The sequence below is a fragment of the Janthinobacterium sp. CG_23.3 genome, from assembly GCF_046115965.1.
GTDB lineage: Bacteria > Pseudomonadota > Gammaproteobacteria > Burkholderiales > Burkholderiaceae_D > Janthinobacterium.
On sequence record NZ_JBJXIB010000092.1, the window covers coordinates 1 to 24,777 of the forward strand.

Sequence of the window (24,777 nt, forward strand, 5' to 3'; positions counted from 1 at the left end):
GGGCGGGGCGGTTTTGGTGGCATGCACGCATGATGCGTTATCCACGATTCGTTTACAACAACTTTCTACGCTGTACGCTCAGGCTGAATAGTCACTGTTTTTGTTGGATGCAATAGCATCCGTGGAATTTCAACGAAATAATGAATGTATCCGCACAGTAATAGTTTTTCAGAGCCGGCTATTGTCCCGGGACAAAGGAAAACGACGCTCCGCAGGCGCGGCGTCCGTTTCCTCGCCGACGGGAGCGGCTTTTCTTGCGTGCTATAATTAACTAAAAAATAAAATGTGTATTTTTGTAATTTTTAGCGAGTAAACATCGGCGAAATGAACGCAGAGCAGTCCGTTTGGGTGGTCAACCGGGAGTATCCGAACGGATACACGGTGGGACCGCATACGCATAGCCAAGGCCAGCTCACCTACGCCATCGCTGGGGTGATGGAGTTGTCCGTGGGCGAACATGTGTGGTTGATTCCGCCGGCGCGCGGCTTGTGGATTCCGTCCGAGATGGAACACCGCATGCGCGCGCGCGGCGCCGTCTCGCTGCGTTCGGTGTACGTGGAAAGCTGCGCCGGCCTGGCGGCCAGCCCGCTGGCGCCGCAGGCGGTGTTGATCTCGCCGCTGCTGCGCGAGCTGATCGTGCGCGCCAACGGCCTGCCCAAACGCTACGCCAAGGACAGCAAGGAGGCGCGCATCATGTCGCTGTTGATGGAGGAAATCACCTGGTCCGACGAGACCGCGCTGCGCCTGCCGACCACCCGCGACCCGCGCCTGCGGCGCATCTGCTCGGCCATCCTCGACAACCCGGCCGACCCGCGCGGCCTGGCCGAATGGGCCGGCATCGTCGGCGCCTCGCAGCGCACGCTGGCGCGGCTGTTCCACGCCCGGCTGGGCGTGTCCTACCTGTACTGGCGCCAGCAGGCGGCGGTGATGGCGGCGCTGCCGCGCCTGTGCGCCGGCGAAGCGGTGACCTTGATCGCCGGCGACCTGGGCTACGAGACGCCCGGCGCGTTCTCGGCCATGTTCCGGCGCATTATGCGGACCTCGCCCAGCCAGTACCGCAACAGCGTGGCGGGCGCCCAGACCGGCTAGCGTACCGGCGGCTCAACTCGCTTCACCGCCGTCGGCCAGCCAGCGCGCCGCGTCCAGCGCGTGGTAGCTGATGATGATGTCGGCGCCGGCCCGCTTCATGCCCAGCAATATTTCCAGCACCAGTTGCCGTTCGTCGATCCAGCCCTTGGCCGCCGCCGCCTTGACCATCGCGTATTCGCCGCTAACGTTGTAGGCGGCGACCGGCAGCAGGCACGCCGCCCGGATCTTGCCGACGATGTCGAGGTAGGCCATGGCCGGCTTGACCATGACGATGTCGGCGCCCTCGGCCACGTCCAGCGCGACCTCGCGCAGCGCCTCGCGCGCGTTGCTGGACTGCATCTGGTAACTGGCGCGGTCGCCCAGTTGCGGGCGCGAGTCGGCCGCCTCGCGGAATGGCCCGTAGAACGCCGACGCGTATTTCGCCGAGTACGACATGATGCCGACGTCCTGGAAGCCGGCCTGGTCGAGCGCGTGGCGGATGGCGCCGACCTGGCCGTCGACCATGCCGGCCGGCGCCACCATGTCGGCGCCGGCGCGGGCGTGGCTCAAGGCGACGCGGCCCAGCACGTCGAGCGTGGCGTCGTTGTCGATGCCGTCGCCGCGCAGCACGCCGCAGTGGCCGTGCTCGGCGTACTGGCACAGGCAGACGTCGGTCAGCACCAGCATTTCCGGCAGACCCTGCTTAATCAGGCGGATCGCCTGCGCCACCGGGGCGTCGTCGGCCCAGGCGCCGGAGCCGTCCTGCTCCTTCTTGGCGGGAATGCCGAACAACAGCACCGAGCGGATGCCCAGCTTCCAGGCGCGCGCGCACAGCGCCGGCACCAGGTCCGGCGACAGTTGCTCGACGCCCGGCATCGACGCCACCGGCTCGCTGCGCGCGCCGCCGTGGATGACGAATATCGGATACATCAGGTCGCTTGGCAGCAGGCAGGTTTCCCCCACCAACTCGCGGATGACGCGGCCTTTCCTCAAGCGCCGGGGCCGGCTGACTGGTAGCTTTTGCACAATGAAATCCTTTCACAATGGAGCGGGAAGGCCCCGCGGCGGGGCGGGGCCGGGGCGCGCGGCGGCTTACGCCAAGGCGGCGCTGCGCTCGGCCAGCGCGGCCAGCAATGCGCGCGCCGCTTGCGTCTCGTCGTCGTTGGTCTGGTGCGGCATGCCCGGATACACGCGCAAGTCGACCGTGGCGCCGGCGGCGCGAAACAGCGCCGCCGTTTCCTGCACGCGCGGCAGCGGAATCCAGCTGTCGGCGTCGCTGGCGCCCAGCAGCACCGGCATCGTCAAGGCGCGCGCCGGCGGCCGCGGCAATTGCCCGGGCGGGCCGATCAGCCCGCCGGACAGGGCCACCAGCCCGCCCCAGGCGGCCGGGTGGGTGTAGACATAGTGCGCGGCCAGGCAGGCGCCCTGGGAAAAGCCCATGAAGACGATGCGGCTGGCATCGAATCCGCGGCCGAGCAGCACGCGCACCGCCGCGTCGACGCAATCGATGGCGTAGTCGAGCGAGGGCTGGTTGGCCGCCAGCGGCGCCATGAAACCGTGCGGATACCAGCTGCGCTCCCTGGCCGAGGGCAAAACGCAGAGCGCCCGCGGCGCGTCCAAGGCGTCAAACAGCGCGCGCGCGTCGGCCGGCGACTGGCGCCGCCCGTGCAGCAAGACCACGGCGACGCCGGCCTCGTCGATGGCGGCGCCGTGGAACGCCGCTTCCCGCTCCCTGTGCGGATTGAGCGTCTGCGTCATCAGTGGCGGGCGGCGATGCCGAGGATGGCGCGCGCCTCGTCCGGCGACGCGACGTCGCGGCCCACCTCGCGCGACAGCGTGACCAGGCGCTCGACCAGCTGCGCATTGTCGCGCGCCAGTTCGCCGTACTGGTAATACACATTGTCCTCCAGGCCGGTGCGCACGTGCCCGCCCAACAACATCGTGTGCAGGTTAATCGACAACTGGCTTTTGCCGATGCCCAGCGCCGACCAGACGCTGTCCTGGGGAATGCTCTCGACGAAATGCAGCAGGTTCTTGCAGGTCGCCGCGGCGCCGCCGGGTATGCCCAAGGCAAAGCTGAAACACAGCACGCCTTGCAGGAAACCCTGCTCGCGCAAGGCCAGCGCCTCGCCGATGATGCCCTGGTGGTACACCTCGATTTCCGCCTTGACCTTGTATTCGGCGAGGTCGGTTGCCAACCGCTTGGCCAGCGCCGGCGAATTGATGAAGGGCTTGTTGCCGTGGTTGACCGAGCCGCAATTGAAGGAGGCGATCTCGGGGCGCAGGCACAAATGGTTCCACGCCTCTTTTTCATCCAGATGCGGCGGCAGGTTCAAGCCGGAGGTGCTGAAGTTGATCAGAATGTCGCATTTGTCGCGGATGCGCTCGGCGATTTCATGGTACTTCTCAAACTGGTAGGACGCGTTGCCGTGCTCGTCCCTGGCGTGGATGTGGGCGACGGCGGCGCCGGCGCTCCAGCACTGGTAGACCGACTCGGCGATTTCCTCGGGCGTAAACGGCACGCCCGGGTGTTTCTGGCGGCTGGTGATGCCACCGTTGACCGCGGCGGTGATGATCAATTTTTTCATAATGGATGGAACGCACTCTCTATTAAGTTACGACAACAAAAAAACGCCAAGGCGGACGCCGACGCCACGCTCACGCCGCCGCGGCCAGCGCGGCCGGTTTCGGCGCGCCCTTCGCTCCCAGGTAAATACCCAGGCCGATGAGCACCCCGCCGGCCAGTTCGACCGGACTCAACACGTAGCCGAACGCGAAAAAGGAAATAATCGAGGCGAACAGCGGCGACAGGAACAGGTAGCCGCAGGTTTGCACCGCGCCGCCCAGGCGCAGGGCCAGAAACCACAGGGCCATCGCGCCGGTAGTGGCCGGGACCGCCAGCCACAGGAAGGCCAGCCAGATGGGGGCGCTGACCGGCGCGGCGAATTTTTCGCCGGCGGCCGCCGCCAGCGCCGCCAGCACCAGCGCGCCGATCGCCATCTGCCAGAACGACAGCAGGAAAATATCGATGCGCAGGTTGGCGCGCTTGACCAGCAAGGTCGCGACCGACCAGCACAGCGCGCCGCACAGCACCAGCGCGTCGCCCAGGCCGAATTTGCCGGCCGCCACCGCCGCCGGGCCGATGCACAGCACCACGCCGACAAAGGAAATCAGCAAGCCGAGCAGCGCCAGCAGGCGGATTTTCTCCTTGAAGACGATGGCGGAAAGCAGCGCCACGAGCAGCGGCGTGCAGGCCATCAGGATCGACGCCTTGGGGGCGGAGGTGGTGCGCAAACCGAGGTTCAGGAATCCGGTCGAGCCGGCCGTCTGCAACAGGCCGACCGCGGCAATCACCCGCCACGGCATGGCCGGCGGGATGATCGGCCGCTTCAGAAATATCCGCTTCAACAGCAGGAAGGGGTAAATCGACAAGGCGGCCACCAGGAAGCGCAGGGAGACCGCCCACAGCGGCGTCATCTCTTGCAATACAGCCTTAGTGGCGGGAAAGGTGGAGCCGAACAACAGAGTCGACGCCAGGATGACGTAACCATATCTGGCAGGGTGCGCGTTGCTCGTCATACCGGCTCATTCCCATCATTCATGGGCCACTTATTGAACTGTGGCAATAGAATAATGATAGGGGAAGAGGCCGCCGGCGACTGCCCGCAAGCGGACAAACACTACGCGGAAATTGCCAAGTTGCGCCCGGCCACCCGGGCGGGGTGGCGGGCGCCGCGGCACATCAGCGGCGCGTCAAAAGCGGGTTTCGCGCGCGGCGCGCAGGAAATTGTCGAGGATGGGCGTGCAGTCGAGCAGTTCGACGCCGCCGGCGGAATGGAATTCCGGATGCCATTGCAGGCCGACGACGAAATGCGCGCGCTGGTAGCGGATCGCCTCGACGATGTTGTCCGGCTGCGAGACCGCCTCGATGGTGATGTCGCGCCCCAACTCCTTGACGGCCTGGTGGTGGATCGAATTGACCAGGGCTTCGCCGGTGTTTTTCGGGAACAGCGAGGCCAGCGTCGAGCCCTTCGGAAAGGCGATCGTGTGGCGGTGGCTGTCGTACAGGCTGTTGACGTGCTCGGCGGCGTCGGGCACGTCGGAGGCGATGTCCTGGTACAGCGTGCCGCCGAAGCCGACGTTGATCAGCTGGCAGCCGCGGCAGATGCCCAGCACCGGCTTGCCGGCGTCGACGAACTCGTGCAGCAGCTCCAGCTCGTACAGGTCGCGCGCGCGGTCGCCGTTCCACTCGGGCCGGGTGGCCGCCTCCGAATAGGTCTGCGGCGAGACGTCGGCGCCGCCCTGCAGCACCAGGCCGTCCAGGTGGCGCGCGTAGTGGCGCAGGGTAATGTTACTCGGATGCAGAAGGCCGCCCGTGTTGACCGTCGGAATCATGAACACCAGCACGTCGCGCGACATCACCCACTGCGCGATCGACTCCTCCAAATACTGCAGGTTTTTGCTGCGCAGGCCGGTCGAACCCGGTTCGGGATGGAAAATACGCGCGGAAATGCCGATGCGCAAGGTGCGGCGCATGAAATCGCGCCCGGCCTTGTCGCGCATGGCGCGGTAGCGCGCCATGACCACGCGCCAGCCCAGCGCGAACGGCGTGTCGTTTTCCTTCAGATAGCGCGGCGCCGAATCGGCGGAGCGGCGGTCGGGGATGCGTTCCGGGTGCGAGGCGCCCTTGTCGGTGCGGCGCTCGGCGCCGCCCTCGGGCCGCGGCGCGGCCTGGTCGGCGTCGGCCGGATTGGGGGGATCGATATCGGACATGGGCTTGGCACCTGCTGGCAACGATGATGTTTCAATATAAACCTACTGGGCAGTCCACACGATTAGATTTTGTAACAAAAACGCGCCGCGGGCGACGCCAACGAACGCCCGCGGCGTCGAGCCGGGGCCGGCGCGCCGGTTTTGCGGGCGCAAGCGGCGGGCGTATCAATGTATACGTGGCGTTTACGCGCCGGCCCCGGTTTTTTAGGGAATCTTTATACGCGGACTGCTAACCTTGAAAGCATCTCAACGACAGGTGCAAACCTCCCCATGGAACCTTCTTCGCGTCGCACATCCGGGCCTATCATCCTACCTTCGCGCCAGCGCCCGCCGCGCCGGCCGACCTTCTTGATGCACGTCACCGTCGATACCGGCCGCCTCACCGAGCTGCGCCGGCTTGTCGCCCACACCTGCGGTGGCATGCTTTCCTTCATGCGCGTCGAGCCGGTCGAGCACGCCGAGCGGATGAAGGTGTGGCTGTGCCTGCCCGAGCCGGCGATCCGCCTGGCCATGGACGCGGTGATGCGCCTGCTCCCGGCGGCGGAATTCGGGCGCATCCGCAAGGCGCAGCGATGATGAGCCACGCCCACCACGGCGCGCGGCAAGCGCCGGCCATGTTGAACAGCTGCGACAACGCCATGTCGTCCCGCCGCATCACCGCCCACTTCCAGGGCATCTGGGTGCCGATGGTCACGCCCTTGCGCGACGGCGACGTCGATTACGCCGCCGCGGCGGTCCTGGCGGCGCAGCTGGCCGCCAGCGGCATCCACGGCCTGGTCGTGTGCGCTAGCACCGGCGAGGCGGCGACGCTGAGCGAGGCCGAACAAGCCGCGCTGCTGCGCACGGTGCTCGACGCCGTCGGCCCGCACTTCCCCGTCGTCATGGGCGTCGCCGGCGGCGACACGCGCGCCGTCGCCGCGCGCGTGCAGCGCTACAACGACCAGCCGCTGGCCGGCCTGCTCATTTCCGCGCCCTCCTCCGTGCGCCCGTCGCAGGCCGGCATCCTGCGCCACTTCCAAGCCATTTCGGCGCTCACCGACCATTCGATCATCCTCTACAACATCCCGGCCCGCACCGGCGTCAACATCACCCCGGCCACCGTGGCGGAGCTCAGCCTGGACACGCGCTTCGTCGCCATCAAGGAAGCCGGCGGTGGCATGCGGCAGATCACCGAACTGCTGGCGACGACCCGGCTGGACGTGCTCAGCGGCGACGACGCGCTGCTGCTGGCGACGCTGTGCGCCGGCGGCCACGGCGCCATCTCGGCCGCCGCGCACATCCGCCCCGACCTGTACGCGCAGTTGTACGAATTGGTCAAAGGCGGCCACGCGCACGCGGCGCGGGAACTGTTCAAGGCCTTGCTGCCGATGATACGGCTGTTGTTCGCCGAGCCGAACCCCGGCCCGGTCAAGGCCGCGCTGGCGTTGCAGGGCCGGATCGGCGACGAGCTGCGCCTGCCGATGACGCCGATGACGGCCGCCGGCAGGGCGCGCCTGTCGAATGCGCTGGAGGCCTTGATGACGCTGCCGCGGTGGCCGGCGCGCGGCGCCCGCGCCGACCGGCGCGGCGACGGCCCGGCCACGCCGGTGCCAGCGGTATCCGGCGGCGCCGTCGTTCCCCGCGGGCGCCGCGATGATCATCGCCGTCACTGACGCGCACGGCGGCATGGACAAATCCATGCTGGCCGGCCGGTTGGCCGCCGCGCGCGCGCTGGCCGGGCGCAAGGTGCCGCTGCTCGACGCCGATCCGCGCCGCCGCGCGCTGGAATGCTGCGCCGCCCGGCCGAAGCTGGTGGCGCGCGCCCTCAGCGCCAAGGGTTTGCGGCCGCAACCGGAACACCTGGTCAACTGCGCTCCGGCCAATCCGCCCTTCTCCCAGCGGCCAACTCAACGCCGCCTGGGCCGGCCCCGCGCCGCATTCCCTTAAAAGGTTTTGGCAAGCGTCAGCACCAGCGCCGTCTTGCCGGTGAATTTGCCGTTCACCGGCGAGGCGTAGGCGCCCTTGTCGGCGTTGCTGCCGATGACGGCCAGCGCGCCCGTGAGCACCCCGAAGTCTTTCGTCACGCCAAGCTTCCAATCGCTGTAACTGGCCGCCGGCGCGCGCTTCACGCTCTGGTGGCCGGCGTGCAGGTTGCCGGTCCAGCCCTGCGTCAGGTCGATGTTCGCGCCGATGTCGAGGTAGCCGCTGTTGCTGCTGTCGACGGCGCCGAACAGGTTCGTCGCCGCGTGCGAATACTTGACGTAGGCCGGGCCGTAGCCGAGCTGGCCGTAGAGTTCAAGCGTGTCGGCGTTCTTCAGGCCGACCCTGCCCAGGTCGTTGCCGGCGTAGACATAGGCCAGCACCCCGACGTCGTAGGAAAAGTCGCGGGCGATCGCGCCGCGCCTGCCGCCGTACAGGTCGACTTCGACGTCGCCGCCACCGCCCGCGTCCCTGGTCCATTTGATGGTCGAGGCCCAGGCGCCGGCGTAGAAGCCGGTCGGATTGTTGACGTAGTCGGCGCCGCCTTGCAGCGCCGGCTCCAGGCGGGTTTGCGAGATGCCGCGGAAGCGGTAGTCGGAGACGCCGGCGACGTTGAAGCTCAGCTCGTTGTCGGGCTTGGCGTCTTGCGCGCGCAGCGGGCCGGCGGCGCAGGCTGCGGCGATGGCGCCGGCGAGGATCAGTTTTTTCATGGTGTTCTTCTTCGTAGTGGGTGGAATGGGCCTTCGCCGGAATGGCGCAGCCGGCCCGTCGCTGCAAAATTTTGGCCAGCCGCCCCCCTGGCGCGCGCGCGCCTTGTCACGTCGAAGGGGGCTCAGGCCGGGATGGCGTTAGTTCATAGCGGCAGCAACAGGCGATAGCCGACCGCCGTTTCGGTCAACAGGTAGACCGGCTGGGTCGGGTCGTTCTCCAGCTTGTGGCGCAGGTGCCCCATGTAGATGCGCAGGTAGTGGCCGTTCTCGGCGTGCGACGGCCCCCACACTTCGCGCAGCAGTTGCGGATTGCTGACGACGCGCCCGGCGTTCGCCACCAGTACCGACAGCAGCCGGAATTCGGTTGGCGTCAGGTGCACCAGCTGGCCGCCGCGCGTGACCAGGCGCGCCTTCAGGTCGACCTTGACGTCGCCGAACTGCAAGGCGCCGTCGGCGCCGGCGCCCGGCTGGCGCTGCCGGCGCAGCGTCGCGCGCACCCGCGCCAGCAACTCGCCGACGCCGAACGGCTTGCTCAGGTAGTCGTCGGCGCCGGCGTCCAGCGCGCGTATCTTGTCGCCCTCGCCGACCCGCGCCGACAGCACGATGATCGGCACGCCCGACCATTTGCGCACGTCGGCGATGAAGTCGATGCCGTCGCCGTCGGGCAGGCCGAGGTCGAGCACGATCAACCCGGGACGCCGGGTGCCGGCGTCGATCAAGCCGCGCTGCATCGTGGCCGACTCGAAAACCTGCCAGCCCTCCTGCTCCAGCGCGGCGCGCACGAAGCGGCGGATTTGCGGTTCGTCTTCGACCAGCAGGGCCGTCGCGGGGGTGTCGCTCATGGTATGTATCCGTTCAAGGTGGCGTCGCCGTCGTCGGGTGCGGGCATCGCCGGCGGCGTGCCCAGCGGCAGCGTGAAGACGAAGGCGGCGCCGTGCCGCGGCGCGCGGCCGGCGCGGATCGTACCGCCGTGCGCTTCGACGATGGCGCGGCAGATCGCCAGCCCCAGGCCGACGCCCGGCTTGGCCGACTCGCGTTCGCCGCGGGTGAATTTTTCAAAAATGGCTTCCTCGCGGCCGACCGGCAGGCCCGGGCCGTCGTCGTAGACCGTCACTTGCAGATACTGCCCGCTGGGTTCCGCCGCCACCGTGATGGCGCTGCCGGCCGGCGTGTACTTGGCGGCGTTCTCCAGCAGGTTGCACAGCACGCGCTCGATCAGCACGGCGTCGTAGCGCACCAGCGGCAGCGCGTCCGCCAGGCGGGTGCGCAGCGTGTGCGAGCGCAGTTGCGCGGCGCTGGCGCGCAGCGCGCTGCCGACCACCTCCTCCAGCGCCTGCCATTGCAGGTTCAGGCGCACGTGGCCGCTTTCAATGCGCGCCATGTCGAGCAGGTTGGCGACCAGGGCGCTCATGCGCAGCGCTTCCTGCTCCAGCGCGCGGGCCATGTCGAGCTGGGCCGGCGCCAGCGGCGGCGCCGACATCGCCAACGACTCCGACAGGCCGACCAGCGACGTCAACGGCGTGCGCAAATCGTGCGACAGCGCCGCCAGCAGCGCGTTGCGCAGCCGCTCCGACTCCATCTGCACCAGCGCGCCCTGGGCCACGTCGATGTAGTGGACCCGTTCGAGCGCGATGGCGGCCAGCGCGGCGAAGGTGTCGAGGTGCTGGCGCTGCTCCGGCACCAGCAGCCAGCGGCGCTTTTCGGGCAGCAGCGCCAGCAGGCCGCGGGTGCGCATCGGCGCCACCAGCGGCAGGTAGAACACCGTCGACGCCGGCAGCGTGTCGGTGCCGCTGCCGGCCGCCTCGGCGTGGTCGAAGGCCCACTGGGCGATGCCAAGGTCGACCTCGAGCCCGGCGCCGGGCGCGCCGTCGGCGGCCGCCGCCATGTGCAGACGGCCGTCGTCGTCCGGCACCAGCAGCGCGGCGCGGGCCTGGAAGGCGCGCTGGATGTAGTTGCGCGTAACTTCGACGATCTGCTCGGTCTGCAGCACGCCCGACAGGTCGCGGGCGAACTCATACAGCGCGCGGGCGCGCGCCTCGCGGTGCGCCGCCACCCGCGCCTGGAAGCGCAGGTCGGCGGTCAGGTGGCCGGTGATCAGGCCGACGGCCAGCATCACGCCAAAGGTGATCAGGTACTGGATGTCGCCGACGGCGAACGAAAAGCGCGGCGGCACGAAGCCGAAGTCGAAGGCGGCCACGCCGACCAGGCTGGCCAGCGCGGCCGGCCCGCGCCCCAGGCGCACCGCCACCAGCACCACCGTCAGCAGGAACAGCATGGCGATATTGGCCAGCGCCAGTCCCAGATGGTCCAGCAGCGGCAGGCAGAACGCCGCCGTCAGCAGGCTGGCGCCGGCGGCGAGCGCGTAGCGCCGGTGGCGCGCCGGGTGCCGGCCGGCCTGCGCGCCGTCCTCCGCGGCGCCGCGCGCGGCGGCGGCCGGCGCCGGCGTCCCCTGGCCGGCGGCCAGGCCGATTTGGATCAGGTCGGCGTCGGGCGCCAGTTGCGCGATGCGCTTGGCGTGCGCGGCGCGCCACGGCCAAGTGCGGTGGGCGCGTCCGACGATCAATTTCGAGATATTCCCGGCGCGGGCGTAGTCGACGATGGCGCCGGCGATGTCGTTGCCCGACAGGACGGCCGTGCGCGCCCCCAGGTCTTGCGCCAGTTTCAGCGTCTTCAGGATGCGCTCGCGCTGCGGCGACGGCAGGTGCCGCAACTGCGGCGTTTCAATGTAGACCGCGTGCCATTCGGCGTTGAGCTGGCTGGCCAGGCGCGCCGTGCTGCGCACCACGTGCTCGTTGCCCGGGCGCGGGCCGACGCAGGCCAGCAGCGCGGCGCCGGTCTTCCAGATCGGGTTGATGGATTTCTCGACGCGGTAGGCTTGCACCTCGTCTTGCACGCGGTCGGCGGTGCGCCTCAGCGCCAGCTCGCGCAGCGCGATCAGGTTGCCCTTGCGGAAAAAATTCTGCGACGCCCGCTCGGCCTGCCGCGGCTGGTAGACCTTGCCCAGCTTGAGGCGCTTGAGCAACTCGTCGGCGGGGAGGTCGACCAGCACCACCTCGTCGGCGCGGTCGAACACGGTGTCGGGCAGGGTTTCGGCCACGCGCACGCCGGTGATGCCGCCGACCACGTCGTTCAGGCTCTCCAGGTGCTGCACGTTGACCGTGGTGAAGACGTCGATGCCGGCGTCGAGCAACTCCTCGACGTCTTGCCAGCGCTTCGGGTGGCGCGACCCAGGCGCGTTCGAGTGCGCCAGTTCGTCCATCAATATCAGCGGCGGACGGCGCAGCAACGCCTCGTCCAGGTCGAACTCGGCCAGCGTCTTGCCGCGGTGGGCGAGCGCCTTGCGCGCCAGCAGCGGCAAGCCGTCGGCCAGCGCCAGCGTCTCGGCGCGGCCGTGGGTTTCGACGACGCCGACCAGCAACTGCTGGCCGTCCGCCTGCAATTTGCGGGCGGCCGCCAGCATCGCGTAGGTTTTGCCGACGCCCGCCGAAGCGCCGAAATAAATACGCAACTTGCCGCGCGCGGCCCTTCTTTCCTGTGCCTGGACCTGCGCCAGCAGGGCGTCGGGGTCGGGGCGTTGCTGCTCGTTCGGGAACATGCTTGCCTTGCTCGGAGTCGAATAGGTCGGATTAACGCGGCGCACGCCGCGCCGCCGGCTTAACCCGCATCTTACTTGCGGGCGGCGTCGAGCGCCATGTTCAGCGCCAGCACGTTGACGCGCGCCTCGCCGAGAAAGCCGAAATATCGCGCCTGTTCATGGCCCGCGACGATCTCGCGCACCCGCTCGGCCGGCATGCCGCGGGCGCGCGCGACGCGGCCGATCTGGTAGCGCGCCGCCGCCACGCTGATCTCCGGGTCCAGGCCGCTGCCCGAAGCCGTCGCCAGGTCGACCGGCACGGCCGCCGTATTGCCGGGGTCGGCCGCCCGCAGGGCGTCGACGCGGCCCTTGACGGCGTCCAGCTGGGCCGGATTGGCCGGCCCCAGGTTCGAGCCGCCCGAGCCGGCGCCGTTGTTGGCCATCGGGCTGGTGGCCGACGGCCGGCCCCAGAAGTAGCGCGGCGACGTGAACGACTGGCCGATCAGGCGCGAGCCGACCGCCTTGCCGCCGGCCAGCACGAGGCTGCCGCCCGCCTCGTCGGGGAAGACGGCCTGGCCGATGCCGGCCACGGCGAAGGGGTAGACGACGCCGCAGACCAGCGTCAGCGAGGCGAACAGCACCAGGGCGGGGCGAATGATGGAACTCATAATTGGTCCTTTATACGAAATGAAAAACGGATAACACCATGTCGATCAGCTTGATGCCGATAAAGGGCAGGACGATGCCGCCCACGCCGTACACCAGCAGGTTGCGGCGCAACAGCATGGCCGCGCCGATGGCCCGGTAGCGCACCCCCTTCAGCGCCAGCGGGATCAGCACCACGATAATGAGCGCGTTGAAAATGACCGCCGACATGATCGCCGACGCCGGGCTGGCCAGGTGCATCACGTCAAGCGCCTTGAGTTGCGGATAGGTGCCGACGAAGGCGGCCGGGATGATGGCGAAATACTTGGCGATGTCGTTGGCGATCGAAAACGTCGTCAGCGAGCCGCGCGTCATCAGCATCTGCTTGCCGATCTCGACGATCTCCAGCAGCTTGGTCGGGTTCGAATCGAGGTCGACCATGTTGCCGGCCTCCTTCGCCGCCTGGGTGCCGGAATTCATCGCCACGGCAACGTCGGCCTGGGCCAGCGCCGGGGCGTCGTTGGTGCCGTCGCCGGTCATCGCCACCAGCCGCCCCTGCGACTGGTAACTGCGGATCAATGCCAGCTTGTCCTCCGGCGTGGCCTCGGCCAGGAAGTCGTCGACGCCGGCCTCGGCGGCGATGGCGGCGGCCGTCAGCTTGTTGTCGCCGGTGATCATCACGGTCTTGATGCCCATCCTCCGCAGCTCGGCGAAACGCTCCTTGATGCCGCCCTTGACGATGTCCTTGAGCTCGACGGCGCCCATCACGCGGCCGTCGTCGACCACCACCAGCGGCGTGCCGCCGCGGCGGGCGATATCCTCGACGGCGCGCGCCACCTCCTCGGGATAGGGCCGGCCCAGCGCCTCGACGTACTTGCGCACCGAGTCGGCGGCGCCCTTGCGCACCGCGCGCCCGGCGACGTCGACGCCGCTCATCCGCGTCTGCGCCGTGAACGGCACGAAGCGCGCGTCCAGCGCCGCCATCTCGCGTTCGCGGATGTTGAAGCGCTGCTTGGCCAGCACCACGATGCTGCGCCCCTCCGGCGTCTCGTCGGCCAGCGAGGCCAGTTGCGCCGCGTCGGCCAGTTGCCGCTCGCTGACGCCGGGCGCGGCGACGAAGGCGGCCGCCTGGCGGTTGCCCAGCGTGATCGTGCCGGTCTTGTCGAGCAGCAGCACGTCGACGTCGCCGGCCGCCTCCACCGCGCGCCCCGAGGTGGCGATGACGTTGGCCTGCATCATGCGGCTCATGCCGGCCACGCCGATGGCCGACAGCAGGCCGCCGATGGTGGTCGGGATCAGGCACACCAGCAGCGCGATCAGCACCGTGATGGTGACCGGCGTGCCGGACTGGGCCGCGGCGACGGCGAACAGCGAGAACGGCAGCAGCGTCACGGTGACGATCAGGAAGACGATCGTCAGCGCCACCAGCAGGATCGTCAGCGCGATCTCGTTGGGCGTCTTCTGCCGCTTGGCGCCTTCGACCATGGCGATCATGCGGTCGATGAAGGCTTCGCCGGGGTAGACGCAAACGCGCACGATCAACCAGTCCGACAGCACGCGGGTGCCGCCGGTGACGGCCGAAAAGTCGCCGCCGGACTCGCGGATGACGGGCGCCGACTCGCCCGTGATGGCGCTTTCGTCGACCGAGGCGACGCCGGCGACGACGTCGCCGTCGGCCGGCACCACGTCGCCGGCCTCGACCAGCACCGTCATGCCCTTGCGCAGATCGGTGGCCGGGGTTGGCAACCAGCTCGCGCCGTGGACCGGCGTGGCCAGCTTCTTCGCCATCACGGTTTGTTTCAGCGCGCGCAGCGAGGCCGCCTGCGCCTTGCTGCGGCCCTCGGCCAGCGCCTCGGCGAAATTGGCGAACAACACCGTGAACCACAACCACACCGTGGTCGCCAGGATGAAGCCGGCGGGCGCCTCGGCGGCGCCGTTCAGGGCCTGGAAGTACAACAGCGTGGTGATGATGCTGCCGACGTAGACGACGAACATCACCGGGCTGCGCCACTGCGTGCGCGGGTGGAGTTTCTTGAACGCGTCCAGGACGGCGGGGCCGATCAGGGCGGCGTCGAACAGCGTCAGGCTTGTGCGTGACATGGTGAACCTCTTATTTGGTGAAAAGTTGCAGATGTTCGATGACCGGGCCGAGCGCCAGCGCCGGCACGTAATTGAGCACGCCGACCAGGACCACGATCCCGACCAGCAAGGCGATGAACATCGGACCGTGGGTCGGCATGGTGCCGGCGTTGGCCGCCAGGCGCTGCTTGGCGGCCAACGAACCGGCCACGGCCAGCACCGGCACGATCACGCCGAAGCGGCCGAACCACATCGCCACGGCCAGCATCACGTTATAGAAGGGCGTGTTGGCGGACAGGCCGGCGAAGGCGCTGCCGTTGTTGTTGGCGGCCGAGGTGAAGGCGTACAGCACCTCCGAGAAACCGTGCGCGCCGGGGTTCAGGATGCCGGCCTTGCCGGCATCGAGCATGACGGCGACGGCGGTGCCGCTGAGCACCAGGGCCGGCGTCGCCAGGATGGCCAGCGAGGTCATCTTCATTTCGTAGGCCTGGATCTTCTTGCCCAGGTATTCCGGGGTGCGCCCTATCATCAAGCCGGCGATGAACACCGCCAGGATGGCGAACATCAGCATGCCGTACAGGCCGGTGCCGACGCCGCCGAAAATGACTTCGCCGAACTGCATCAACAGCAGCGGCACGGCGCCGCCCAGCGGCATGAACGAGTCGTGCATCGCGTTGACGGCGCCGCAGGAGGCCGCCGTCGTCACGGCCGCGAACAGCGTCGAGCCGCCGATGCCGAAGCGCGTCTCCTTGCCCTCCATATTGCCGCCGGCCTGCAAGGCGCTGGCGCCCTGGTCAACGCCCAGCGCCTGCAAGGCCGGATGCGCGACCTGCTCGGCGCCCATCAGCGCCAGCGTCAGCGCGGTAAACAGCAAGGTCATCGCGGCCAGCACCGCCCAGCCCTGGCGCATATCGCCGACCATGCGCCCGAAGGTGAAGCACAAGCCGGCCGGGATCAGGAAGATCGCCAGCATCTGCAGGAAATTGCTCAGCGCGCTGGGGTTCTCGAACGGATGGGCCGAGTTTGCGTTGAAGAAGCCGCCGCCGTTGGTGCCGAGCAGCTTGATCGCCTCCTGCGACGCGACCGGGCCCATGGCCAGGGTTTGCGTCGTGGCGAGCCGGGCTTGCAGCACCGGCTGGCCGGCCGCGTCGAGCGCGGGCTGGCCGTCGGCGCCGGTGTGCGGCGCCGCGTACGCGACCGGCTCCAGCAGCGCCACCTCTGTATAGGCGGCGAAGTTCTGGACCACGCCCTGGCCCATCAACGCGACGGCGAAGAGCAGCGACAGCGGCAACAACACATACAGCGTCGAGCGCGTCATATCGACCCAGAAATTGCCGATCGACTTAGAGCTGCGCGACGAAAAACCGCGCAGCAGCGCGAAAATGACGCAGATGCCGGTCGCGGCGGAAAAGAAATTCTGCCCGGCCAGGCCCAGCATCTGCGTCAGGTAACTCATCGTCTGCTCGCCGCCGTAGCCCTGCCAGTTGGTGTTGGCGACGAAACTGACCGCCGTGTTGAACGAGGAATCCGGGCTGACCGCGCCCAGGCCCCGCGGATTCAGCGGCAACACGCCCTGCAGGCGCTGCAGCGCGTAGACGAAGACGGCGCCGAGCGTGTTGAAGACGATCAGCGCGATGGCGTAGCGCTTCCAGCCCATCGCCTTGTCGGCGGGCAGACCGGCCAGGCGGTACAGGCCGTTTTCACATGTCCGCAGCCAGCCCAGGCCGCGGATCGGGGCGGCGCCGGCGACCCTGGCCATATACAGGCCGAGCGGATAGGCCAGCGCCAGCAACACCAGCAGGAAGGCCAGCAACAACAACATCGATGGCGTCGTCATCACAGCTGCTCCGCCTTCAACAGCGCCACCAGCAAATACACCAACAGGGCGGCCGACACGACCGCGCCGAGCACATAAAACGCGTTCATTGCGGGCCTCCCAATTTGTCGCAAGCGACGGCAAAGCCGCACACGGCGGCGAAAAACGCGGCAATCAAGCCGATAAACACGATATCCATCACCATCCCCAGTAAGGTTTGTTTTGATGCCGTGAAGGTTAGCGGGAAGCGTCTAAAAATTTCGTAAAGACTCCAGGGGCGGGTGTAAACAAGATGTAAAAATCGCCGCGTTTCGTGTTTTTCCGGACGGCGGCGGGGTTTCGGCGCTCGCCGTTTGGCGTATTGCGCCCCGATAAGGATAGAATGCGCAGGCGTCCGCATAAACCCAGTACCGCCTTTATCAGCTTGAACACGTATGGCCACTAAAAAACCCGCATCAGACTACAGCGAATCATCGATCCGCGTCCTCAAGGGACTGGAACCCGTCAAGCAACGCCCGGGGATGTATACCCGCACTGAAAATCCGCTGCACATCATCCAGGAAGTGATCGACAACGCGTCCGACGAGGCGCTCGGCGGTCATTGCAATCTGATCTCCGTGACGCAAAACGTCGACGGCAGCGTTACCGTCGAGGACAACGGCCGCGGCATCCCGGTCGGCCTGCACCCCGAGGAAAACGTGCCGACCGTGGAAATCGTCTTCACCCGCCTGCACGCCGGCGGCAAGTTCGACAAGGGCTCCGGCGGCGCCTACGCCTTCTCCGGCGGCCTGCACGGCGTCGGCGTCTCGGTCACCAACGCGCTCTCGTCGCGCCTGGAGATCACCGTCTGGCGCAAGGAGGACAACGGCAACGGCCTGCACCACATGGTGTTCGCCGACGGCGAGGTGATCGAGCCGCTCAACTCCCGCCCGGCGCCGCGCGAGGGCAAGAAGTCCGGCACCCGCGTCACGGCCTGGCCGAATCCGAAGTATTTCGACTCGCCGCAGATTTCCCAGACCGAGCTGCAGCGCCTGTTGCGCTCGAAGGCGGTGCTGCTGCCCGGCGTCACCGTCACGCTGACCAACGCCAAGAGCGGCGACGTGCAGACCTGGTTGTACGCCGAGGGCCTGCGCGGCTACCTGACCGAGTCGCTGGCCCAGGTCTCCAACGGCGAGACCCTGATCCCGCTGTTCGAGGGCGCGCAGTACGCCGGCCCCGACGCCGAGGGCTTCGCCGAGGGCGAGGGCGCGGCCTGGGTGGTGGCCTGGACCGAGGAAGGCGCCATCGTGCGCGAATCCTACGTCAACCTGATCCCCACCTCGAACGGCGGCACCCACGAGTCCGGCCTGCGCGAGGGCCTGTTCGGCGCCGTCAAGAACTTCGTCGAGATGCATTCGCTGCTGCCCAAGGGCGTCAAGCTGCTGCCCGAGGACGTCTTCGCGCGCGCCTCCTTCGTGCTGTCGGCGAAGGTGCTGGACCCGCAGTTCCAGGGCCAGATCAAGGAGCGCCTGAATTCCCGCGACGCGGTGCGCCTGGTGTCGACCTTCACCAAGCCGCCGCTGGAGTTGTGGTTGAACCAGCACGTCGAATACGGCAGGAAGCTGGCCGACCTGGTCATCAAACAGGCGCAGTCGCGCCAGCGCTCGCTGCAAAAGGTCGAGAAGAAGAAATCCTCCGGCGTCGCCGTCCTGCCCGGCAAACTGACCGACTGCGAATCGACCGACATCGGCCGCAACGAGCTGTTCCTGGTCGAGGGCGACTCCGCCGGCGGTTCCGCCAAGATGGGCCGCGACAAGGAATTCCAGGCCATCCTGCCGCTGCGCGGCAAGGTGCTGAACTCGTGGGAGACCGACCGCGACCGCCTGTTCGCCAACAACGAGATCCACGACATGGCGGTGGCCATCGGCGTCGACCCGCACAGCCACGGCGACGCGCCCGACATGTCCGGCCTGCGCTACGGCAAGATCTGCATCCTCTCGGACGCGGACGTGGACGGCTCGCACATCCAGGTGCTGTTGCTGACCTTGTTCTTCAAGCATTTCCCGCAATTGATCGCCAGCGGCCACATCTGCATCGCCCGCCCGCCCCTGTACCGCGTCGACGCGCCGGCGCGCGGCAAGAAGCCGATCCAGAAAATCTACGCGCTCGACGACGGCGAGCTCGTCGCCATCGAGGACAAGCTGCGCAAGGAGGGCGTCAAGCAGGGCGCCTGGGCGATTTCCCGCTTCAAGGGCCTGGGCGAGATGAACGCCGAGCAGTTGTGGGAAACCACGATGAACCCCGACACGCGCCGGTTGCTGCCGGTGGCGCTGGGCGAGATCGACCACTCGGCCTCGTCGGCGCGCTTCAACATGCTGATGGGCAAGGGCGAGGCGGCCGGCCGCCGCGCCTGGATCGAGGAACACGGCAACGAGGCCGAAGCGGACATCTGACCGCGCCGACACGGCGGCCCGGCGCCCGGCGCCGCGCCGCCGCACCCCCATTTCAACACCGAACAACACTATGTCCACACAAGCAAACCTATTTGACGCCACCCCGCCCGAGCCGCCGGAGCCACCCGCCGACGGCGAAACGCTGACCCTGTCCACCTTCGCCGAGCGCGCCTACCTCGACTACGCGATCTCGGTGGTCAAGGGGCGCGCCCTGCCCGACGTCTGCGACGGCCAGAAGCCGGTGCAACGGCGCATCCTGTACGCGATGAACGAACTGGGCTTGAACGCCACCGCCAAGCCGCGCAAGTCGGCCGCCGTGGTCGGCGACGTGCTCGGCAAATTGCACCCGCACGGCGACCAGTCGGTCTACGACGCGCTGGTGCGCATGGCGCAGGACTTCTCGCTGCGCTACCCGCTGATCGACGGCCAGGGCAATTTCGGCTCGCGCGACGGCGACGGCGCCGCGGCGATGCGCTACACCGAGGCGCGCCTGACGCCGATCGCCCGCCTGCTGATGGAAGAGATCAACATGGGCACGGTCGACTTCCAGTCGAACTACGACGGCTCGACCGAGGAGCCGAAGCTGCTGCCGGCGCGCCTGCCGATGGTGCTGCTGAACGGCGCCTCCGGCATCGCCGTCGGCCTGGCCACGGAGATCCCGTCGCACAACCTGGCCGAGGTGGCGCAGGCCGCCGTGGCGCTGATCCGCAACCCGAAAATGACGCACGCCGAGCTGATGGCGATCATCCCCGGCCCGGACTTCCCGGGCGGCGGCCAGATCATCACGCCGCCGGCGCTGATCCAGGACATGTACGCCAACGGCCGCGGCAGCATGAAGGTGCGGGCGCGCTGGAAGATCGAAGAGCTGGCGCGCGGCCAGTGGCAGGCGGTGGTCACCGAACTGCCGCCGGGCACCTCGTCGCAGAAGGTATTGGAAGAGATCGAAGAGCTGACCAATCCGAAAATCAAGCTGGGCAAGAAGACCCTGTCGCCCGAGCAGATCACGCTCAAGGCGCTGGTCCTGAATTCGCTCGACACCATCCGCGACGAGTCCGGCCGCGCCGCGCCGGTGCGCCTGGTGTTCGAGCCGAAGTCGAAGAACCAGGACCAGACCGAGTTCATGTTGATGCTGCTGGCGCACACCTCGCTCGAATCGTCGACCTCGATCAACCTGGTGATGATAGGCGGCGACGGCCGGCCGCGGCAGAAGGGCCTGGGCGACATCCTGCGCGAATGGATCGATTTCCGCTTCACCACCGTGACCCGGCGCAGCACCTTCAAGCTGGGCAAGGTCGACGCCCGCATCCACATCCTCGAGGGTCGCGAGGCGATCCTGCTGAACATCGACAAGGTGATCCAGATCATCCGCCAATCGGACGAACCGAAGGCGGCCCTGATCGAGGCCTTCAAACTGTCGGAGATCCAGGCCGAGGACATCCTGGAAATCCGCCTGCGCCAGCTGGCGCGGCTGGAAACCATCAAGATCCAGCAGGAACTGGCCGAGCTGCGCAAGGAGCGCCAGGCGTTGCAAGACCTGCTCGAGAACCCGGCGTCGATGAAGCGCTGCATCATCAAGGAAATCGAGACCGACGCCAAGCAGTTCGGCGACGCCCGCCGCACGCTGATCGAGGAGGCGCAAAAAGCCGTCGCCGAGCAGAAGGTGGTCGACGAGCCGGTCACCGTGATCGTCTCCGACAAGGGTTGGATCCGCGCCCGCACCGGCGTCGGCCACGACCAGGCGCTGTTCACCTTCAAGGCCGGCGACACGCTGCACGGCGCCTTCGAGTGCCGCACCGTCGACACCCTGCTCGGCTTCGGCAACAACGGCAAGATCTATTCGGTGCCGGTGGCGGCCCTGCCCAACGCCCGCGGCGACGGCGTGCCGATCACCACGCTGGTCGACCTGGCCGGCGGCGCGCGCATCCTGCACTACTTCGCCGGCAACGCCGCCACGCTGCTGTTGCTGGCATCGAGCGCCGGCTACGGCTTCCTCGCCAAGGCCGGCGACATGGTCAGCCGCATCAAGGGCGGCAAGGCCTACATCACCCTCGACGATGGCGACCTGCCGCTGGCGCCGCGGGTGGTCGCCGACGGCGCCAGCGCCGTGGCCTGCGTCTCGGACGGCGCGCGCCTGCTGGTATTCGGCCTCGACGAGATGAAGACGCTGACCAACGGCGGCCGCGGCGTCACGCTGATGGAGCTCGACGCCAAGGAAAAACTGCTGACGGCACAGCCGATCAGCCAGAAGGGCGTGCTGGTGTCGGGCATCGGCCGCGCCGCGAAACCGCAGGAGGCGCGCCTGTCGGCCACCGGCCTGGCTGCCCACTTCGGCAAGCGCGCGCGCAAGGGCAAGACGCTGGAGTCGAAGCTGAAACCGGTGTCGCTGACGCCGATCGTCTGACGCGACCTTCAGTTAACCTGCCGCAGGTCGGATGAGCGTAGCGTAATCCGACCATGTTGGCCGAGGCGGGACGCGCAGCTTCAGGCCAACGTCGTCGGGTTAGCCACGCCGTGTAACGGAATGCGGGCTAACCCGACCCACGACAATCCCGGCAATGCTGGATGATCTTGAACCATGACCCAATCCCCCAAATATCAGCGCTGCCTGGTGATGGCCGGCGGCGGCTTCCGCTTCCCCTACTACCTCGGCATGTACGCCGCCGCCGTCGACAGCGGCAATCCACCCGACTTACTGCTGGCCAGCTGCGGCGGCTCGATCGCCGCGGCCGTGATCCAGGCCCTGCCCGACGACGCCCAGCGCAAGGCCTGGGTCAGTTCGCCGGCGATGTACGCCTTCCTGTGCGGCCTGCAGTCGACGCCGAAGGCGGCCATCGGCCGCTCCTTTGTGCGCGCGCTGAAACGCCGCCTGCAAAAAGGCCGCACCAAGCTGGTCCCGGACCTGTTCGACGACTATTTCTTCGAGATTCCGCCCGAGCTGCCGCTGCCGCCGCGGCAGTCGTACGACGCGCCGGCGGTGGCCATCGTCGGCGGCAAGATCCTGTTCGAACCGGAGGACGTCGGCCAGTTGCGCGCCGGGCGCAAGCTGTTCGCCGAGACGGTGTTCGGCGACGCGCGCAGCGCCGCCCTGCTCGACGGCATGGTCTCGCCGCTGAGCGCGCCGCAATGGGGCGACAACGCCATTGCGCCGCGCCTGCTCACCGACGTCGGCATGCCGATCGGCGACGCGGTGCGCATTTCGATTTCGGATATGTTTTATTTCCGCTGCCACGCCCACGAGGACCAGCACTACATGGGCGGCGTGATCGACCTGTTCCCGATCGAGGTGGCGCAGCGGATGGCGCACAGCGTGGTGATCGAGATGAAGGCGCCGTTCAGCCAGAACGCGGCCATTCCGGCGCTGCGGGCGGTGCTGGGCATCGACGGCAACCAGCGCCTGCGGCATATCCACGCCCAGCGCGCCGACGTGTGGATCGATTCCTCGGATGTCGAGCAGGTGCTGCGCAGCAGCGGCATGCAGCAAAAGCTGGCGTGGCGCGAAAACCGCATCCGCCTGGTGATGCCGGCCGACTACCGCAGCTTCGTCGTCCAGGTGGAAACGCAGTGGCAGTATGGCTACCAGCGCGCGCGCGAGGCGTTCGCCAAGGCCGCCGCCGGCGAGAAGCCGCAGATGCGCCACGCCACCAAACACAATCGGCCGGCGCCATGAAAAAAGCCGCCCATGACAAAAGAACCAAAGGCGAAAAGCCGGGGTCGGACCGGTCGGGTCCGTCCCCAGATTAACGTTTCTGGTTCTTTTGGCGGGGCGGCTGTCGGGCCGGCCGGTCTACTGACTACTGATTACTTCTTGGCTGCGGCGGCTTTCACGTCGGCGGCGCCCTTGGCTTTGACTTCTTCGGTTTTGGTGGCGGCGATGGCCTTGTCGGCGCTCGCCTCAACTTGTTCCTTGGCCAGTTTTTCGTTGGCTTTCACCGAGCTCTTGATGGCTTTGGCATCGGCGCCGGCAACGGCTTTGTCGGCTTTGGCTTCGGCCTTCATTTTGTCTTCGGCGTCCGCGCCGGCGACTTTATCGGCCGCTTTGGCATGGGCTTTGTGCGCTTTGGCGTGGGCTTTCTGCTTTTTCTTGTCGGCCTTGACGGCCGCTTCGGCGACGTTTTCGTCGGCGTTGGCGTCCACTTTCATTTCTTTCACGACAGCCTTGGAATTGGCTTTTTCAGCTTTGGCTTCGGCCTTCACAACGGCTTCGGTGGCTGGCGCGGCTGGCGCTGGAACAGCGGTCTGGGCGAATGCCGACGTGGCGAAGGTGGCGGCGATCAGGGTGGCGAGTAATTTATTCATGGTGTGTAACCTTTCGAGTTTGGATGGATGTTTATTTAGTTTTATAGGAAGCGGGCAAACATTCATAAATCTGCCAGGTATCGGGTCCGCTTCTGCCAAAGCAAAACCACAACATGCATGCAGAATAACGACTCCGCCTCCACCCTTCTGTGCGCTAGCACACGTTGCAAGAATAAAATTTCTGCAAGACAAGCGACCTCAAGCGCTCAGGCGAGCGTCGCCGCGGCGTGGCGCGCCGCGATCCATTCCTCGTTGGTGGGTTCGACGCCGACCAGCAAGCGGCTGTCCGGCGCCGAGATCAGCGCGCCGTGGACGGCGTTGGCGGCCGGGTCCAGTTGCGGCCCCAGGAAGCCGAGGCCGGCGCAGATGCGCTGGCGCAGCTCGGCGCTGTGCTCGCCCACGCCGGCGGTAAACACCAACAAGTCCAGCCCGCCGAGGATCGCCGTCAGCGCGCCGACCTCGCGCACGATGCGGCGCACGTACAACGCCAGCGCGGCGCGCACCCGTTCGCCGGTGGCGTCGTCGCGCCCTTCCAGTTCCAGCAGCACCGGCGGGTCGGCCGACACACCGGACACGCCCAGCAGGCCGGACTCGTGGTACAGCAGGTGGCCGACCTGCTGCAGCGTCAGCTTTTCCACCTCCATCATGTACAGCACCGCGCCGGGGTCGAGCGCGCCGCAGCGGGTGCCCATCATCAACCCGTCGAGCGCGGAAAAACCCATGGTCGTGGCGACGCTGCGCAAGTCCCGCAGCGCGCACAGGCTGGCGCCGCTGCCCAGGTGGGCGACGATGACGCGCCCGCGCGCGGGGGCGCCGAAGCGCTCCGGCAGCACCTCGGCCATGTACTCGTACGACAGGCCGTGGAAGCCGTAGCGGCGCAGGCCGCGTTGCCACGCCGCGTACGGCAGCGGCAGCATCTGCTCGACCTGCTCCACGGTGTGGTGGAAGGCGGTGTCGAAACAGGCCACCTGCGCCAGCCCGGGCAGCTCGGCCAGCAGCACCTCGATGGCGTCGAGCGCGAACGGCTGGTGCAGCGGCGCCAGCGGAATAAAGGTTTTCAGGTCGGCCAGCACGGCGGCGTCGATACGCGTCGGCGCCGAGTATTTGCTGCCGCCGTGGACCACCCGGTGCGCCACGGCGCGTAGGGCGCGCCCGTCCAGGCGCGCGACGACGTGGGCGCGGATGCGCTCGAGCGCGCCGTGGTAGGGCTTGGGCGCGCCGTCCGCCAGGTCCTCTGCGGCGCCGGCGCTGTCGCGGTAGGCAGCCTTCGGGCCGCCGATGCCGCTCACCTTGCCGCTCCACTCGGCCTGGCGCGGCGGCGCCGCGGGGGGGGGGGGGGGGGGGGGGGGGGGGGGAGGGGGGGGGGGAGAGGGGGAGGGGGGGGGGAGAAGAACTGGGAGCGCTATCTCCATGTGAGTCGTTAGC

General features: G+C 67.9%; 22 protein-coding genes. 7 read left to right on the forward strand and 15 right to left on the reverse strand.

The window, feature by feature from the left end; translation table 11 throughout:
* The first annotated feature begins 324 nt into the window (after window positions 1–324).
* Window positions 325–1,089 carry an AraC family transcriptional regulator gene (locus ACFDR9_RS19365; protein WP_409032053.1) on the forward strand — a complete coding sequence of 255 codons (765 nt, stop codon included), beginning with the start codon at window positions 325–327 and terminating at the stop codon, window positions 1,087–1,089.
* Window positions 1,090–1,101: 12 nt separating this feature from the next.
* Here ACFDR9_RS19365 and hemB read toward each other — a convergent pair whose 3' ends face one another.
* From hemB to ACFDR9_RS19390, 5 genes are all read right to left on the reverse strand, one after another.
* Complete coding sequence (gene hemB, locus ACFDR9_RS19370) at window positions 1,102–2,094, reverse strand: porphobilinogen synthase (RefSeq protein ID WP_409032054.1); 993 nt, start codon at window positions 2,092–2,094, stop codon at window positions 1,102–1,104.
* Window positions 2,095–2,160: 66 nt separating this feature from the next.
* Window positions 2,161–2,826: an alpha/beta hydrolase gene (locus ACFDR9_RS19375; RefSeq protein ID WP_409032055.1), complete on the reverse strand. Its 666-nt coding sequence runs from the start codon at window positions 2,824–2,826 to the stop codon at window positions 2,161–2,163.
* Window positions 2,826–3,656, reverse strand: a complete 831-nt coding sequence (locus tag ACFDR9_RS19380) for a 3-keto-5-aminohexanoate cleavage protein (RefSeq protein ID WP_409032056.1) — start codon at window positions 3,654–3,656, stop codon at window positions 2,826–2,828. The genes ACFDR9_RS19375 and ACFDR9_RS19380 overlap by 1 nt, the downstream gene beginning before the upstream one ends.
* A gap of 70 nt (window positions 3,657–3,726) precedes the next feature.
* Window positions 3,727–4,647, reverse strand: coding sequence for a DMT family transporter (locus ACFDR9_RS19385; protein WP_409032057.1), 921 nt, complete (start codon window positions 4,645–4,647; stop codon window positions 3,727–3,729).
* A gap of 174 nt (window positions 4,648–4,821) precedes the next feature.
* Window positions 4,822–5,841 (reverse strand): gamma-glutamyl-gamma-aminobutyrate hydrolase, encoded by a 1,020-nt coding sequence (locus tag ACFDR9_RS19390; protein ID WP_017877372.1) that lies wholly within the window; start codon window positions 5,839–5,841, stop codon window positions 4,822–4,824.
* 351 nt (window positions 5,842–6,192) lie between these two features.
* On the opposite strand from ACFDR9_RS19390, the gene ACFDR9_RS19395 reads away from it, so the two are divergent.
* Genes ACFDR9_RS19395 through ACFDR9_RS19405 form a run of 3 tightly spaced genes read left to right on the forward strand, consistent with a single transcriptional unit; the run spans window position 6,193 to window position 7,767 of the window.
* Window positions 6,193–6,417, forward strand: coding sequence for a hypothetical protein (locus ACFDR9_RS19395; protein ID WP_409032058.1), 225 nt, complete (start codon window positions 6,193–6,195; stop codon window positions 6,415–6,417).
* Window positions 6,414–7,493 (forward strand): 4-hydroxy-tetrahydrodipicolinate synthase, encoded by a 1,080-nt coding sequence (dapA, locus tag ACFDR9_RS19400; RefSeq protein WP_409032059.1) that lies wholly within the window; start codon window positions 6,414–6,416, stop codon window positions 7,491–7,493. The genes ACFDR9_RS19395 and dapA overlap by 4 nt, the downstream gene beginning before the upstream one ends.
* Window positions 7,474–7,767 carry a hypothetical protein gene (locus tag ACFDR9_RS19405; protein WP_409032060.1) on the forward strand — a complete coding sequence of 98 codons (294 nt, stop codon included), beginning with the start codon at window positions 7,474–7,476 and terminating at the stop codon, window positions 7,765–7,767. The genes dapA and ACFDR9_RS19405 overlap by 20 nt, the downstream gene beginning before the upstream one ends.
* Here ACFDR9_RS19405 and ACFDR9_RS19410 read toward each other — a convergent pair.
* From ACFDR9_RS19410 to ACFDR9_RS19445, 8 genes are all read right to left on the reverse strand, one after another.
* Window positions 7,764–8,510 (reverse strand): TorF family putative porin, encoded by a 747-nt coding sequence (locus ACFDR9_RS19410; RefSeq protein WP_409032061.1) that lies wholly within the window; start codon window positions 8,508–8,510, stop codon window positions 7,764–7,766. The two genes, ACFDR9_RS19405 and ACFDR9_RS19410, sit on opposite strands and share 4 nt — an antisense overlap.
* 143 nt (window positions 8,511–8,653) lie before the next feature.
* Window positions 8,654–9,352: a two-component system response regulator KdpE gene (gene kdpE / locus ACFDR9_RS19415; protein ID WP_017877377.1), complete on the reverse strand. Its 699-nt coding sequence runs from the start codon at window positions 9,350–9,352 to the stop codon at window positions 8,654–8,656.
* Window positions 9,349–12,105, reverse strand: coding sequence for a DUF4118 domain-containing protein (locus tag ACFDR9_RS19420; RefSeq protein WP_409032068.1), 2,757 nt, complete (start codon window positions 12,103–12,105; stop codon window positions 9,349–9,351). Before ACFDR9_RS19420 ends, kdpE begins: the two co-directional genes overlap by 4 nt.
* Window positions 12,106–12,176: 71 nt before the next feature.
* On the reverse strand, window positions 12,177–12,752 hold the full coding sequence (kdpC, locus tag ACFDR9_RS19425; protein WP_409032062.1) for a potassium-transporting ATPase subunit KdpC: 576 nt from the start codon (window positions 12,750–12,752) through the stop codon (window positions 12,177–12,179).
* Between the two features lie 10 nt (window positions 12,753–12,762).
* Window positions 12,763–14,829, reverse strand: coding sequence for a potassium-transporting ATPase subunit KdpB (gene kdpB, locus ACFDR9_RS19430; protein ID WP_409032063.1), 2,067 nt, complete (start codon window positions 14,827–14,829; stop codon window positions 12,763–12,765).
* A gap of 10 nt (window positions 14,830–14,839) precedes the next feature.
* Window positions 14,840–16,645, reverse strand: a complete 1,806-nt coding sequence (gene kdpA, locus ACFDR9_RS19435) for a potassium-transporting ATPase subunit KdpA (protein WP_409032064.1) — start codon at window positions 16,643–16,645, stop codon at window positions 14,840–14,842.
* On the reverse strand, window positions 16,645–16,734 hold the full coding sequence (gene kdpF, locus ACFDR9_RS19440) for a K(+)-transporting ATPase subunit F (RefSeq protein ID WP_017877382.1): 90 nt from the start codon (window positions 16,732–16,734) through the stop codon (window positions 16,645–16,647). Before kdpF ends, kdpA begins: the two co-directional genes overlap by 1 nt.
* A complete protein-coding gene (locus tag ACFDR9_RS19445; protein ID WP_409032065.1) occupies window positions 16,731–17,066 on the reverse strand; it encodes a hypothetical protein in 336 nt (111 codons plus the stop codon). The genes kdpF and ACFDR9_RS19445 overlap by 4 nt, the downstream gene beginning before the upstream one ends.
* On the opposite strand from ACFDR9_RS19445, the gene ACFDR9_RS19450 reads away from it, so the two are divergent.
* The 3 genes from ACFDR9_RS19450 to ACFDR9_RS19460 all read left to right on the forward strand — a co-directional run bounded on the left by ACFDR9_RS19450 (window position 17,059) and on the right by ACFDR9_RS19460 (window position 22,723).
* Window positions 17,059–19,056 carry a DNA topoisomerase IV subunit B gene (locus ACFDR9_RS19450; protein ID WP_026133024.1) on the forward strand — a complete coding sequence of 666 codons (1,998 nt, stop codon included), beginning with the start codon at window positions 17,059–17,061 and terminating at the stop codon, window positions 19,054–19,056. The two genes, ACFDR9_RS19445 and ACFDR9_RS19450, sit on opposite strands and share 8 nt — an antisense overlap.
* 70 nt (window positions 19,057–19,126) lie before the next feature.
* Window positions 19,127–21,457 (forward strand): DNA topoisomerase IV subunit A, encoded by a 2,331-nt coding sequence (parC, locus tag ACFDR9_RS19455; RefSeq protein WP_409032066.1) that lies wholly within the window; start codon window positions 19,127–19,129, stop codon window positions 21,455–21,457.
* 174 nt (window positions 21,458–21,631) lie between these two features.
* On the forward strand, window positions 21,632–22,723 hold the full coding sequence (locus ACFDR9_RS19460; protein WP_409032067.1) for a patatin-like phospholipase family protein: 1,092 nt from the start codon (window positions 21,632–21,634) through the stop codon (window positions 22,721–22,723).
* Between the two features lie 131 nt (window positions 22,724–22,854).
* Here ACFDR9_RS19460 and ACFDR9_RS19465 read toward each other — a convergent pair whose 3' ends face one another.
* A complete protein-coding gene (locus ACFDR9_RS19465; protein WP_017877387.1) occupies window positions 22,855–23,352 on the reverse strand; it encodes a hypothetical protein in 498 nt (165 codons plus the stop codon).
* A gap of 206 nt (window positions 23,353–23,558) precedes the next feature.
* The gene (locus ACFDR9_RS19470; protein WP_409032069.1) at window positions 23,559–24,764 is read right to left on the reverse strand and encodes an acetate/propionate family kinase; all 1,206 of its coding nucleotides are present in this window, start codon (window positions 24,762–24,764) and stop codon (window positions 23,559–23,561) included.
* Between the last annotated feature and the right edge of the window lie 13 nt (window positions 24,765–24,777).